Consider the following 12787-nt stretch of genomic DNA (forward strand, 5'->3'; position numbering starts at 1 on the left):
AGAAAAAGGCCGCATCGCGCGGCCTTTGATCTTAGTAGCTATAGGCTTTGTAGATCTTCGACAGATCGCCGTTCCAATCGCCGTGGTAATGCTCCAGCAGCTCATCCGCCGGGGTCTTGCCCGATTCAAGGCTGTCTTTCAGCGCGTTCAGGAAATGCGTTTCGTCGGGCACCAAACCGCCCGCACCGGGCCGGGCGCGGTTGCGCAGGCCAAGATCGGCGATTGCCACGACCTCGCGGGCCAGATCATGCATCGAGATATTGCCGACCTTGCCGTGAAGCCCCTGTTCTCCTGCCGCGACGCGCAGTCCTTCGCGGGTTTCGGCGTCCCAGCCCTTGACCAGATCCCACGCGGCATCCAGCGCTTCTTGGTCATAGGTCAGGCCGACCCACAGCGCGGGCAAGGCACACAACCGGCGCCACGGGCCGCCATCGGCCCCGCGCATTTCGATGTACTTCTTCATCCGGGCTTCGGGGAAGACGGTGGTCAGGTGATCGGCCCAATCCGACAGGGTGGGCGTTTCGCCGGGCAGGGCAGGCAGTTCGCCCTTCAGGAAATCGCGGAACGACTGGCCAAGCGCGTTGATGTAAGTGCCGTCGCGATAGACAAAATACATCGGCACATCGAGAACGTACTGAACCCACGCCTCAAACCCGAAGCCATCCTCAAAGACGAAGGGCAACATGCCGGTGCGGGCGTCATCCAGATTGCGCCAGATCCAAGACCGGTAGGATTTCATGCCATTGGGTTTGCCCTCAAAGAAGGGCGAGTTGGCGAATAGCGCGGTTGCCACGGGCTGCAACGCCAAGGCTACGCGCATTTTCTGCACCATGTCCGCCTCGGACGAAAAATCTAGGTTCACCTGAACGGTGCAGGTGCGGCGCATCATCGATCGGCCAGCGGTGCCGACGGTCTGCATGTAGTTGTCCATCAGCTTGTAACGGCCTTTGGGCATCAGCGGCATTTCTTCGTGCGACCATTCGGGGGCCGCACCAAGACCGATAAAGCGCACGCCGATATCGTCGGCAATGCTTTTGACTTCGCGCAGGTGTTCGTTCACCTCATCGCAGGTCTGGTGGATGGTTTCGAGCGGTGCGCCCGACAGTTCCAACGCGCCGCCCGGCTCAAGGCTGATGTTCGCACCGTTCTGCGTCAGGCCGATCAGCTTGCCGCCTTCGCGCACTTCGGCCCAGCCATAGCGGTCGCGTAGCCCATTCAGCACCGCCAGAATCGACCGTTCGCCTTCGTAGGGCAGGGGGCGATGGGTGTCTTGGCAATAGCCGAACTTTTCGTGTTCGGTGCCGATGCGCCAATCTTCCTTGGGTTTGCACCCCGAGGCCAGGTATTCGGCCAGTTGTTCATGCCGTTCGATCGGGCCGCCGCCGGACTGAGGGATGGACATATGCGTAAGCTCCGATCTGTTCGTTACGACGTTAGGGATGGTCACATTTGCCGCAGGTGTCAATGCAGGCGGCGAGCCTTCGGAGTTGTAGGGCCAGCTTGCCAGATGACAATCGAGTGATCGCCGCCCGCCTCAAGCTGCGCCAACATATGTTCAATCCGAATGCCGGGCAGGGTGGCGTAGGCGTCAAACAGGGCCTCGGCCCCTTCGGCCTTTAGCGGAATATAAAGCGGCATATGCCCTTCTTGCCGCAGTTCCCAACGCTGTTTCCCTGAATTGAGCGTCAGGCTGCGCAGGTCCGACAGATCCACTACACCCCCGGTTTCGGGGCCGAAATAGCTGACTCGGCCTTCGACGATCTGCACCAAGCCGGGGCCACCTCCGCCTTGGGCAAAGCGGGCGCGTTGCACGCCGGAATAGACCATCACCGCCCCCAGCAGCAGGACGGCATAGCCGATGTAATGCAGCAGGCCCCCGCCGGTGAAAAAGCCCCAATAGACCCCAAGCAAGGCCACGCCCGCGCCGATCAAGGGTTCGGACCAGCGGCGCAGGGTTTGGGCGGCTTCGGGGCGGATCATCCCCAATCTCCCAAAGCCTGCTGCCAGACTGTCATGGCTGCAACGGCGGCGGTATCGGCGCGCAGGATGCGCGGGCCAAGGCTGACAACGCTGGTTTGCGGCAAGGCGGTGATGCGGCGGCGTTCGGCCTCGGAAAAGCCGCCCTCGGGCCCGATCAGAATTGCCCATGGGCCGGGGCCTGCATCGCCCAGCACTTTGGATGCGCCCACCTCGGCCTCATCGCAGAACATCAAGCGCCTGTCTTCAGGCCAATCGGCCAATAGGCGGTCCAGCTTGGTCAGGTCCGCCACCTCAGGCACAAAGGTGCCGCCGCATTGTTCAGCGGCCTCAACGGCATGGGCTTGCAAACGGTCCTGCCGGATGCGTTCGGAATTGGTGAATTCGGTCTGCGCGGGCAGAATGCGCGCGGCCCCCATCTCGGTCGCCTTTTCGACGATGAAATCGGTGCGGGCCTTCTTGATCGGCGCAAAGATTAGCCACAAATCGGGCGGCAATTGCAGCGGGCGGGACTGTTCGGCGCAGACCAGTACGCCGCCCCGTTTGCCTGCCTCGGCCACTTCGGCCTGCCATTCGCCATCTTGGCCATTGAACAGGGCAACCTTGTCGCCTTGGCCCAATCGCATTACGCCGAACAGGTAATGCGCCTGGTCCCGCGTCAGAGGGACAGGTTGTGCTGGCCCCAAGGGCTGATCTACATACAAACGAGTTTTTGCTGTCATGGGGCGCAACATATGACCGGACCTGCCGCAACACCAGAGGGCCAGGTGGCCGATGCTGTCAAAGGCAATTGGGTCGACAAATACGCCCCGCGCTGGACACGCCCCTATTTACGTCTCAGCCGCGCTGACCGGCCCATCGGAACTTGGCTGCTGCTGCTGCCCTGCTGGTGGGGGCTGTTTCTGGCGATGGTGATGGACGGACAGGCCAGCCTGTATGACGCGTGGATTTTCGTCGGATGCGGTATTGGCGCGGTTCTGATGCGCGGCGCGGGCTGCACGTGGAACGATATCACCGACCGCGACTTTGACGGATCCGTCGCCCGCACGGCATCCCGGCCTATCCCATCGGGGCAAGTTACGGTGAAACAGGCCCTGATCTGGTTGGTTTTGCAGGCACTGGTGTCCTTTGCGATTCTGCTGACGTTCAAGCCGATGGCGATTGTCTTGGGCATTGTCGCGCTGGTGCCGGTGGCGATCTATCCCTTTGCCAAGCGGTTCACATGGTGGCCACAGGTGTTTCTGGGTATCGCCTTCAACTGGGGCGCGTTGCTGGCTTGGACGGCGCACACAGGGTCGCTGCAATGGCCTGCGGTCGTTCTATACGTGGCGGGCATGTCGTGGACGCTGTTCTATGATACGATTTACGCCCATCAAGACAAAGAAGACGACGCCCTGATCGGGGTGAAATCCACGGCGCGATTGTTTGGCGATGCCACGCCGAAATGGCTTCGGTGGTTTTTGGTCATCACCGTCACGCTCATGGGGGTTGCGATCATCCTTGCCGCGCCGAGCGGGGAAATTCTGCAATTGGTACTTTGCCTGATCGGCCCTTGGGCGATGGGCTGGCACATGGTCTGGCAATTGAACCGGCTGGAGCTGAACGACACGAACCGTTTGTTGATGCTGTTCCGCAGCAATCGGGACGCCGGATTGCTGCCTGTGCTGTTTTTCGCCGTCGCCTGTCTGGCGTGATTGAACCAAAGCGCTTAGCGGCGTATCACGTCCCGAAAGATACAAAACAGGGTCACACATGCGCCTGTCACTCAAGTTGCTGGTCCCCGTCGCCTTCCTGTCGGCCGGAACCATGGCGGTTGCTGCTGCTTACGTCTCTTCGCTATTGGTGGAGGATATCAGCAAGACAGCCGTCCGCAGCGAACTGGACCGCGATGCTATCACTTGGGCTGGCGTGGATACGGATGGGCTTCAGGTCTATCTGAACGGCACCGCGCCGAATGAGGCTGCCCGTTTTCAAGCGCTGACCGCCGCAGGCCGCGCCGTAGATTCGGCCCGTGTGCTGGACCAGATGAACGTCGAAGAAAGCGCCGGGCTGACGCCGCCGCGGTTCTCGATTGAGGTTTTGCGCAACGATGCCGGTCTGTCGCTGATTGGTCTGGTGCCCGCCAGCATGGACCGCGATGCGCTGATGGCGCAGATCGAACGCCGTGTGGGCAAATCTGTCCCGGTGCAGGACTTTCTGGAAACCGCCGACTTCCCCGAGCCCGAGACATGGCAGGACGCAATTGATTTCGCCATGATCTCAATCGAACGGCTGCCGCGCTCCAAAATCTCGGTTTCGGCGACGACGGTCGATGTGACGGCAATGACCGACAGCGCCGAAGACAAAGAGCGGATCGAAGCCGAACTGACGCGCCGCACGCCCGAAGGGGTAACGGTCGATCTTGATCTGATCGCCCCGCGCCCGGTGATCACGCCCTTTACCATGCGCTTTGTCATCGACGAAGACGGCCCGCGTTTTGATGCGTGCTCTGCCGGGACCGAAGCCTCGCGCCAGCGCATTCTGGCGGCGGCGGCCAAGGCCGGTTTGCAGGGTGAGGCCGATTGCCTGATCGGGCTGGGTGCCCCATCGCGTAGCTGGCCCGACGCGTCTGAGCTATCTATCGCGGCGCTGGCCGAACTGGGCGGCGGATCGGTCACCATTTCGGACGCCGATATCAGCCTTGTCGCCAATCAAGGCACGGACCCTGATCTTTATGCCCGCGTTGTGGGCGGGTTGGACAATGCGCTGCCCGATGCCTTTGTTCTGACCGCAGTCCTGCCTGAGCCGCCCGCCGAGGCCGGCGCGGAAGGCCCGGTTGAATTCGTGGCCAGCCTTAGCCCCGAAGGCAATGTGCAAATGCGCGGTGTGGTGAATAGCGAAATGGCCCGCGTCACCACCGATAGCTTCGCCCGCGCTCGTTTCGGCTCGGAAAACATCCGCGCGGCGACCAAGGTCAAAGAGGGCATGGATGCCGGTTGGTCGATCCGCGTTCTGGCGGGGCTAGAGGCGTTGGCCCGTTTGTCCAATGGGGCGGTTGTGGTCACGCCTGATACGATCAAACTTCGCGGCAATACCGGAAATGAAAGCGCCAACGCCGAAATCGCCGGGCTTTTGTCCGAAAAATTACCAGATGGGGCCGATTTTGAAATCGACGTCACCTATCAGGAGCGGCTGGACCCACTGCTTGGCATTCCAACGCCTGAGGAATGTGAGAAATCCATCGTCGAGATCATCGGCGCGCGCAAGATTTCGTTCGAACCGGGCGCGGCGACCTTTGACGCTGAGGCCGACGCCATTCTGGACGATCTGGCCGAACTGCTGACCAAGTGCGGGGAGATCCCGCTTGAGATCGGCGGCCACACCGACAGTCAGGGCCGCGAATCCATGAACCAGCAGCTTAGCCAAAGCCGTGCGCAGGCGGTTCTGGACGCCTTGCACGAACGCCGCGTTCTGACCTCAAGCTACACCGCAGTCGGCTTTGGTGAGGCGCAGCCCATCGCCGACAACGGCACCGATGCTGGCCGCGAAGCCAATCGCCGGATCGAGTTCCGGCTGATTCAACCCGAGGCCGACACCGAATCCGCACTTGAAAGCGACGCGCAAACGGGCGAAGAGACCACACAACCGGCCGAGGACAGCACCGACAATGGACAGAACTAAATTCATCGTCGCGACCGCGATTGTGCTTTTCATTGCGTTTTGCGTGGGATGGTTCGCCAATTGGCTGGTGCATCGATTTTCGCGTGTCAGTCAGGATGACGTGAACCAGCTGGAAAAGATGAGCCAGGAATTGCACGAGGCCGAAGAGACCCGCGATCAGGCCATCACCTATTTGCAGCAGCGCGAGGCCGAACTGACCAACCAACTGGCCCAGACCGAAGCCGAACTGGCCGCCGCGATGGAAGGTCTGCGCGATGCCCGGCAAGAGGCCGAAGAATTGCGCGCCTATGTCGAACGGATGCGCACCGACTGAATGGCCGAACAGGGCAATGCGAAAAGGTCAGGGTGTCCCCTGACCTTTTTTGTTTAGGACGACACCTGTTCGCGCAGGATCGACGCGGTCAGCGACAGCAGCAGGTAAATGCCTGAGAAGATCAGGAAGGCCAGCAGCGTGTCTTCGAATTTGCGTGGATAGCTTGGGTCTTGCGAGGCAACGGGCACAACGCTGGTCGTCAGATAGCGGGCTTGGCTATCGGCATCTCGGCGGGCGGTCTCCAGCCTTTCCAGCGCGGCCTGAAGCATCATGTCACGCGTGGCAAGGTCGGCCTGCGCAAGCTGGATCTGGACAGCCGTTTCCGCCAGCGAGTTTTCGCCTTGGGAGGCCGAAGTCATCTGGGTGTTCAGTTCTTTCAGCAGGGCCTCTAGACGGCGCACGTCACCTTGCGCGCCTTCGACCTTGGCGGCGTTCGGGCGGCGGTTGTCCAGCTGCGCCTGCAAGGCCAGCCGCTTTTCCTGAAGCTGCACTTCGACGTTGTTGATCTGGCCGCGAAGGGCGGCAATCCGGCCCTGCGGGTCAATGATCGCGCCTTCCTGCTGCATTCGAACCAGCTTTTCCTGTGCGTCCAGACGGGCTACGCGGGCCTCCTCCAAGCCTTCTTCGGCATCGGTCAGGGCATTGGCACGCTTGCGCAGCGACAGCTGGTCAACGCGTTCTTCGGCGTAGCTGATCAAAGCACGGGAAAATTCTGCCGCCAGTTCCGGGTCAGCGGCGGTGACTTCCATCTTGATGACGCCTTCGGTCGGGTCGTAACCGATCTCGATATTGCGCTTATAGGCTTTGTACGCCTCCTCGTTCGAGGGATCGTCGCTCAGGCGCTGGATCGGGTCGATCCAATCTTGGTTGAAATGGCTTTTGAAGCCTTCGTCTTCATCCAGACGCAGCATGGCGTCCTTGGATTGCAGGTAAGACTGCACCGCGATGGCATCTTGGTTGGTGGCAAATTGCGTGCCGCTCAGAAGACCGCCAAAACCGGCACCGCCACCATCGTTCTTGAGGATCAGGAATTCGGCGCGGGTCGTGTACATCGGGGTGGCCACGGCATAGTAATAATACCCTGCCAGAAGCGTCGGCAGCATCACAAAGAACGCCAACCGCGTCAGCAGCAGCATGGATTTCTTGCGGCGACGACGGGCGATATCGCGCTGGATCTCCATGATCTCATGCGAGCGGCGCTCGGACGGTTTCATCGTTTCGGTCGAAGGCAGTCCGACCTTTTTCGGGTCGATCCGCTGCGGCAGTTGTATGCGCCCGGCGGCGCTATCGGCCTGATCTTCGGGATCGTCCGACACAACAAGCGCCAGCATGTTGGACCGTTGGAACGGATCGATGCCCTTGGCGCGCAATTGCTGGACGGCCTCGTAGTCGGTCTGCGGGTCAAGCCCGTGCTTTTGCGCAACGCGGCGGGCCATGCGCAATTGGCGACCCGTCAGGCCCTCGCGCTGAATGACTGCCAGATCGGTCGACCCGATGTCCGACTTGGCCTCAGCCGGTTGCGGCGTCGGCTGTGCGGGGGGCTGCGACGCTGCGGGCGGCGCTGCGGGGGCTTGTGCAGGCTCGGGCGCTTTGGCTGCGGGGGCTGCCGGTTGTTCGGCGGCGACCGTTTCCGGGGTGTCACGCTTCGGCTCTGGCGCTGAAGTGGCGCTGGGGCGGCGAATGCGAAACTTCTTAGCTTTGGGTTTCGTAGTCATAGAGCAGTTTCGCTTCTTCAAGGGTGTCAAACATATGGAGCTGTCCGTTCATCAATACAGCCGCCTTGCGGGCGAATTTCTGAAGGATCTCCGGTTGGTGAGACACGATGATCATTGTCGTTGTCCGAAGACGTTCGGCCAGAATTTCCCCGGCCTTGCGGTTGAATTCCACGTCGGTCGAAGCGGGCATGCCTTCGTCGACAAGGTACATGTCAAAATCCAGCGCCAACATCAGCGAGAAGGTAAACCGCGCCCGCATCCCCGACGAATAGGTGCCGATCGGCTGGTCAAAATATTCCTCTAGCCCGCAGAGCCACCGGCAGAACGCCTCGACATAGTCGGGGTCCAGCCCATAAAGCCGCGCGATAAAGCGGGCGTTTTCGCGGGCCGACAGGCGGGTCACAACACCGCCCATAAATCCCAGCGGAAAGGATACCCGGCAATTGGTGCGAATCTCGCCCTCATCGGGCTTTTCCAGCCCGGCCATCATCTTGATCAGGGTGGTTTTGCCGGTGCCGTTCGGCGCAAGAATGCCCAGACTTTCGCCGATGTTCACGCGAAAGGACACGCGGTCCAGAATGACCTTGCGCTGTTTGCCTGTCCAAAAGGACTTGCTGACTGTGTCGAACTCTAGCATCCGAATGTCCTGAAACCGCTCATAGGACTCGTTAACGAGGTAGCCTTAATCCGGTATTATTCGGCAAACTTGTTCTTATTGTGGCCCGTTTCGGAAACAAAAGCCACGGTTTGGGGGAATAGAAAAGGCCGGCGCACGGGGCGCCGGCCTTTTTATGCTCACTCTGTCGGTTGGATCAGAGTTCGTGCTTTTCCACGCGGCAAATCTTGCCAACAACGATCGATATGATCGCAGCGGCAAAGCTGAACAGCGCGCCCATCTTGGCCGCATCCTGAACCGGACCGGCGTCGAAGGCGACCGAAGCCACGAACAGCGACACGGTAAAGCCGATGGCTGCCACAAAGCCGATCACGACAAGGTCGATGATCCGCATGCCTTGCGGGATGCCAAGGCCCAGCGGCCGCGCGGCGATCCAGCCAAAGATCAGAATACCAATCGGTTTACCAATCAACAGACCAGCCAGAACCAGCCATGTCGCATCACCCATCGACGAGAATTCGACACCGGCGTTCAGCAGGCCAAAGAAGAACAGGATGATCTCAACCGGATGCTTCAGCGCGTGCTCGATCATGTTCAGCAGGTCGTGCAGGTGTTCTTCTGCGGCGCTGAAGATGCCGAAGGCGCGGTCGGCGTGCGGGATGGTCGGAACGATCGGCAGCAGGCCAAGCGCCGGGTGGATGCCCGATTCCTGGAACCCGTACCAGCTGGCGCAAGCGGCAATCAGGTAGGGCCAGAACGACAGGTACTTGCGCATCCAGGTCGAGTTCGGGCGGTCTTGGTTGCCACGGTCCAGGTAGCGCGGCAGCCAGTTGGCCAGCACAAAGACGGCGACGGCGGCAGCCAGCGACAGCAGCAGCCATTCCGGTGCCAGTTCAGCCGACGGATAGAAGATCGCCAGAATGATCAGGCCAGCCGCGTCGTCGGCGATGGCCAGCAACAGCAAGAAACGCACGGCGGGGTGGCCTGCGCCGAACACGATCCGGCCAACAAGGTAGGAAAACGCGATGTCGGTCGCCGTGGGGATGGCCCAGCCGTTCGCGACGGCGTCATAGGTCGTCGAGCCCATGATCATTGCCAGACCAAGGTAAACGCTGATCGGGCCAATCATGCCGCCAAGCGTTGCAAACAGCGGCGTTGCGGCTTTCTTGCCGCGCAGCGATCCGTTTTCAAGGATGACAGCTTCCCAAACTTCTTTCGCCGCGATGGCGAAGAACAGTGCCATAAGCACATCGTTGACGAGGTAATGTAGGGTCAGCGTGCGATGCCCATCATGCAGATGGCCAATCGGCGCGTGATCCCAGATCACAAATTCGACGAAGTGGTGGTAACTATCGGGGTTTGTGTTCGCCCATCCCAACGCGATCAAAGCGCCGATGATCAGCAGCAGCGAATAGTTGGTCAGAAAATTCCAGACGCGATACATTGTATTTCCGGCCCTTTTGCAACTCTGAGGTTTCTGGGCGTTTACCGGATTGTCATAAGTAGGGCAACGCAGCGCAAGAGGAAGAGCCCGTAAAAACGACACAGATTTGCATGCGTTAGATCAGTTTAGATCAGCCTTCGCGCATAGGTGGTGTCTTTTGCGCCGCAGTCTATCGCCCAAGGCGCGAGTCGCCCGCTGCGGTATCTTGTGACGCAGCGGGCAGGTTTGTCAGGCGATTGCCGCCCACGCGGCCCCGGCCAGCACTGCGCCAAGGATGGCATAGCCCAGATAGGCCGCAAAGACGCGCGGTTTGACCAGCGCCCAGACCGCGACAGCGGCGGGGATACAGCTGACGCCCCCGGCGATCACAAAGCTCATGGCGGCGCCCTGCGACATGCCTTGTGTCAACAGCGCATCCACCAGCGGAACCGCCGCGTAGCCGTTCAGATAGGCGGGCGCTCCGACAAAGGCCCCAAGGATGATCGGCCAAACACCAGTGCCACCCAGAACGCCCGCGATCCAATCGGCAGGCACGTAGCGGATCATCACGGCCTCTAGCACATAGGCCAGCGTCAGCCACTTCAGCAGGAACAGTGCGTTTTCCAATCCGGTGTCGCGGAATGTGGCGCGACGGGCGTCATCGGTCCAGAACCGCCAGACCGGCGCACCGCTGAAGGGCTTCTTGACGCCGCAACATCCGCCCACCTTGGGCTTTTCGCGCAATGGGTCGCGGAACACGGGGCTGGTGGCGAAGGCCATGGTGCCAAGCCCGCCCAGCAGGCCAATGCCCACGGCGGCCACGGTTTTGGCCATGGCGAAATCCCAGCCAAGCGTGCCTGAGGTGACAAGAAACATCGCCGGGTCCATCAGCGGCGACGCCAGCCAAAAGGCCATGACCGCACTGAGCGGCGCACCGACGGCCAGCAAGGCCGCGATAAAGGGAATCACCTCGCACGAACAGAAGGGCGACAGCCCACCCAGCAGGGCAGCCATTACGATCATCCGGGCCTCGTTGCCCTCAAAGGCTTTGGCAAGCAGGGTCTCGGCCCCGCTGGCCTTCAGATAGGCGACGGCCAGAACGGCGAAGGCGATGAAGGGCAGGGTGTGCCAGATGGCTCCGATTGCGAATTCCACCGTTGGCCAAAGGGCGGGCATGTCCAGCACGGCCACCGCGACCAGCGTCAGTGCGGTGGCGGCCCATGCTTTGTCAATCTTGGGCCAGCCCCGGCCCGGCGCGGCTGTGTCAGCCATGGTCATGTCCTTCCTTGGAACAATCGGCGCAGCATTCGGTCAGCAGGAATTCCGACAGGGCGCGGACCTCATCATAGGCCGCGCCAGCGCATAGAATGCTGCGGCCCTTGCGGGTTTGGGTGATTAGTTCGGCCTGAGCCAAGATTTTCAGATGGTGGGTCAGGGTCGATCCGGTGACGCCCGATTTTTCGCCAAGCTCGCCGATGGTCAGACCATCCGGCCCGGCCCGCACCAAAGTGCGCAGCACAAGCAAGCGCTGTTCCGATCCAAGCGCGGCGAATTTCGAAGCGGCCACTTCAAGCGGCATATGCGGGAGGGGCGAATCCATTTTCATATTTCTAGAATTATCGAATTGAAGGGTGTTGGCAAGGTTTATTTCGACAATCATCGAAATATTGGCAGGGTTGGCGAATGCCCTTACATCTAACCCAATGACAAACCTGACCGATCAAATCCGCGCCTGCACACTTTGCGCTGACCGGTTCGCCGCCACGGCGACGGCCCACCGTCCGCGGCCGGTGGTGTGGTTCCGCCCCTCGGCGCGGCTGCTGATCGCGGGGCAGGCCCCCGGCGCAAGGGTGCATGAAAGCGGCAAGCCGTTCGACGATGCCTCGGGCGACCGGCTGCGGGACTGGCTGGGCGTCACCCGGGATGAGTTCTACGACCTAACCCATGTCGCCTGCATTCCGATGGCGTTTTGCTTTCCGGGCTATGACGCCAAGGGCAGCGATCTACCCCCGCCGCCCGCTTGCCGCAACACGTGGCATGGCCAGATCATGGGCACGATGCCGAACCTGCGCTAAACGGTTCTGGTCGGCGGCTATGCTCAGAAATACCATTTGGGCGCAAAAACCGCCGTAACAGAGACTGTTTTGAACTGGCGCGACCATCTGCCGGGTGCAATCCCCTTGCCTCATCCGTCGTGGCGCAATACCGCATGGCTGCGGCGCAACCCGTGGTTCGAAACCGATCTGCTGCCGGTGCTGCGCCAGCGCGTAAAGGAGGTCATGCAATGACGGAACACACCCCGCTCGACACCGCCCACCAAGCGATGGAGGCCGCGCCCGAGGATCATGCCGCCCGTTTGCGCTTCTATGAACGTCTGGCGGATTCTGAGCTGTTCCTGATGCTGACCGAAGAAGCGCAGGGCGACCAAATTTCGCCCGAGTTGTTCGAATTGGCCGACGCCTCGTTCGTGCTGGTCTTTGACCGAGAGGAACGCTTGGGCCAGTTTGCGGGCCGCCCGGTGCCCTATGCGGCGCTGTCGGGCCGCGCGATTGCACAGATGCTGGGCGGGCAGGGCATTGGCCTTGCCGTCAACCCCGAGGTCGCGCCCTCGTCGATCCTTTTGCCGCCCGAGGCTGTATCGTGGCTGACCCAAACGTTGGATCATGGCCCGCAACAGACTGAGGCACGTCCGGTTGAATTCAACACGCCCAAGGGTCTGCCTGATGTTCTGCTGACTGCGCTGGATGCCAAGCTGGCCACCGCCGCCGGATTGGCGCGCAAGGCCTATCTGACCGAGGTCACCTATGACGATGGCACACGCGGGCACCTGCTGGGGATCACCGGCGCGGTTGACGGCGCCGAGGCCCCCTTGGCCCGCGCGGTGAACGAAGCGCTGGTGTTTTCGGGGATCGAGGCGGGCGCACTGGACGTGGTGTTTCTGTCCGACAGCGATAGTGCCGCCGCGCAATTGGCCCGCGTTGGCCTGCGCTTTGATCTGCCCGAGCCGCAGAAGGCCGAAGAAATTGCCCGCCCCGCACCGGGGAGCGATCCGGAAAAGCCGCCGATTCTGCGCTAAGCGACGC

The 12787-nt window shown here is 61.2% G+C and carries 12 protein-coding genes and 1 pseudogene; 5 read left to right on the forward strand and 8 right to left on the reverse strand.

Going from position 1 to position 12787, the window contains the following annotated elements:
- Nucleotides 1-31: 31 nt before the first annotated feature.
- Genes PRI8871_RS07555 through PRI8871_RS07565 form a run of 3 tightly spaced genes read right to left on the reverse strand, consistent with a single transcriptional unit; the run spans nucleotide 32 to nucleotide 2699 of the window.
- The gene (locus PRI8871_RS07555; protein WP_108885574.1) at nucleotides 32-1402 is read right to left on the reverse strand and encodes a glutamate--cysteine ligase; all 1371 of its coding nucleotides are present in this window, start codon (nucleotides 1400-1402) and stop codon (nucleotides 32-34) included.
- A 59-nt stretch (nucleotides 1403-1461) separates the two neighbouring features.
- On the reverse strand, nucleotides 1462-1980 hold the full coding sequence (locus PRI8871_RS07560) for a hypothetical protein (RefSeq protein WP_245897800.1): 519 nt from the start codon (nucleotides 1978-1980) through the stop codon (nucleotides 1462-1464).
- Nucleotides 1977-2699, reverse strand: a complete 723-nt coding sequence (locus tag PRI8871_RS07565; protein ID WP_108885902.1) for a 16S rRNA (uracil(1498)-N(3))-methyltransferase — start codon at nucleotides 2697-2699, stop codon at nucleotides 1977-1979. The genes PRI8871_RS07560 and PRI8871_RS07565 overlap by 4 nt, the downstream gene beginning before the upstream one ends.
- Nucleotides 2700-2711: 12 nt before the next feature.
- Here PRI8871_RS07565 and ubiA point away from each other — a divergent pair, with 12 nt between their 5' ends.
- The 3 genes from ubiA to PRI8871_RS07580 are packed head-to-tail and all read left to right on the forward strand — an operon-like array spanning nucleotide 2712 to nucleotide 5950.
- Nucleotides 2712-3671 carry a 4-hydroxybenzoate octaprenyltransferase gene (gene ubiA / locus PRI8871_RS07570; protein WP_108885576.1) on the forward strand — a complete coding sequence of 320 codons (960 nt, stop codon included), beginning with the start codon at nucleotides 2712-2714 and terminating at the stop codon, nucleotides 3669-3671.
- 58 nt (nucleotides 3672-3729) lie between these two features.
- Complete coding sequence (locus PRI8871_RS07575) at nucleotides 3730-5637, forward strand: OmpA family protein (RefSeq protein ID WP_108885577.1); 1908 nt, start codon at nucleotides 3730-3732, stop codon at nucleotides 5635-5637.
- Entirely contained in the window at nucleotides 5624-5950 is a 327-nt protein-coding gene (locus PRI8871_RS07580) for a hypothetical protein (RefSeq protein WP_108885578.1), read from the forward strand. Before PRI8871_RS07575 ends, PRI8871_RS07580 begins: the two co-directional genes overlap by 14 nt.
- Nucleotides 5951-6003: 53 nt before the next feature.
- Here the strand turns inward: PRI8871_RS07580 and PRI8871_RS07585 are convergent, their stop codons facing one another.
- The 5 genes from PRI8871_RS07585 to PRI8871_RS07605 all read right to left on the reverse strand — a co-directional run bounded on the left by PRI8871_RS07585 (nucleotide 6004) and on the right by PRI8871_RS07605 (nucleotide 11310).
- Nucleotides 6004-7665, reverse strand: coding sequence for a KpsE/RkpR family capsule polysaccharide export protein (locus PRI8871_RS07585; protein WP_108885579.1), 1662 nt, complete (start codon nucleotides 7663-7665; stop codon nucleotides 6004-6006).
- Nucleotides 7643-8302: an ABC transporter ATP-binding protein gene (locus PRI8871_RS07590; RefSeq protein WP_108885580.1), complete on the reverse strand. Its 660-nt coding sequence runs from the start codon at nucleotides 8300-8302 to the stop codon at nucleotides 7643-7645. Before PRI8871_RS07590 ends, PRI8871_RS07585 begins: the two co-directional genes overlap by 23 nt.
- Before the next feature lie 175 nt (nucleotides 8303-8477).
- Nucleotides 8478-9725, reverse strand: coding sequence for a Na+/H+ antiporter NhaA (locus tag PRI8871_RS07595; RefSeq protein WP_108885581.1), 1248 nt, complete (start codon nucleotides 9723-9725; stop codon nucleotides 8478-8480).
- A gap of 228 nt (nucleotides 9726-9953) precedes the next feature.
- Nucleotides 9954-10976: a permease gene (locus PRI8871_RS07600; RefSeq protein ID WP_108885582.1), complete on the reverse strand. Its 1023-nt coding sequence runs from the start codon at nucleotides 10974-10976 to the stop codon at nucleotides 9954-9956.
- Nucleotides 10969-11310 carry an ArsR/SmtB family transcription factor gene (locus tag PRI8871_RS07605; protein WP_108885903.1) on the reverse strand — a complete coding sequence of 114 codons (342 nt, stop codon included), beginning with the start codon at nucleotides 11308-11310 and terminating at the stop codon, nucleotides 10969-10971. The genes PRI8871_RS07600 and PRI8871_RS07605 overlap by 8 nt, the downstream gene beginning before the upstream one ends.
- A gap of 97 nt (nucleotides 11311-11407) precedes the next feature.
- Here PRI8871_RS07605 and PRI8871_RS07610 point away from each other — a divergent pair.
- Nucleotides 11408-11992: pseudogene (locus tag PRI8871_RS07610) on the forward strand (uracil-DNA glycosylase family protein).
- Complete coding sequence (locus PRI8871_RS07615) at nucleotides 11989-12780, forward strand: SseB family protein (protein ID WP_108885583.1); 792 nt, start codon at nucleotides 11989-11991, stop codon at nucleotides 12778-12780. The pseudogene PRI8871_RS07610 and the gene PRI8871_RS07615 overlap by 4 nt, the downstream one beginning before the upstream one ends.
- Nucleotides 12781-12787: the final 7 nt, after the last annotated feature.

Source organism: Pseudoprimorskyibacter insulae (genome assembly GCF_900302505.1).
GTDB lineage: Bacteria > Pseudomonadota > Alphaproteobacteria > Rhodobacterales > Rhodobacteraceae > Pseudoprimorskyibacter > Pseudoprimorskyibacter insulae.

Coding starts and splice junctions, on each gene's coding strand:
- PRI8871_RS07600 (WP_108885582.1), bottom strand. CDS start 10,976: ATGGCTGACACAGCCGCGCCGGGCCGGGGCTGGCCCAAGATTGACAAA.
- PRI8871_RS07555 (WP_108885574.1), bottom strand. CDS start 1,402: ATGTCCATCCCTCAGTCCGGCGGCGGCCCGATCGAACGGCATGAACAA.
- PRI8871_RS07580 (WP_108885578.1), top strand. CDS start 5,624: ATGGACAGAACTAAATTCATCGTCGCGACCGCGATTGTGCTTTTCATT.
- ubiA (WP_108885576.1), top strand. CDS start 2,712: ATGACCGGACCTGCCGCAACACCAGAGGGCCAGGTGGCCGATGCTGTC.
- PRI8871_RS07615 (WP_108885583.1), top strand. CDS start 11,989: ATGACGGAACACACCCCGCTCGACACCGCCCACCAAGCGATGGAGGCC.
- PRI8871_RS07590 (WP_108885580.1), bottom strand. CDS start 8,302: ATGCTAGAGTTCGACACAGTCAGCAAGTCCTTTTGGACAGGCAAACAG.
- PRI8871_RS07585 (WP_108885579.1), bottom strand. CDS start 7,665: ATGACTACGAAACCCAAAGCTAAGAAGTTTCGCATTCGCCGCCCCAGC.
- PRI8871_RS07575 (WP_108885577.1), top strand. CDS start 3,730: ATGCGCCTGTCACTCAAGTTGCTGGTCCCCGTCGCCTTCCTGTCGGCC.
- PRI8871_RS07560 (WP_245897800.1), bottom strand. CDS start 1,980: ATGATCCGCCCCGAAGCCGCCCAAACCCTGCGCCGCTGGTCCGAACCC.
- PRI8871_RS07605 (WP_108885903.1), bottom strand. CDS start 11,310: ATGAAAATGGATTCGCCCCTCCCGCATATGCCGCTTGAAGTGGCCGCT.
- PRI8871_RS07565 (WP_108885902.1), bottom strand. CDS start 2,699: ATGACAGCAAAAACTCGTTTGTATGTAGATCAGCCCTTGGGGCCAGCA.
- PRI8871_RS07595 (WP_108885581.1), bottom strand. CDS start 9,725: ATGTATCGCGTCTGGAATTTTCTGACCAACTATTCGCTGCTGCTGATC.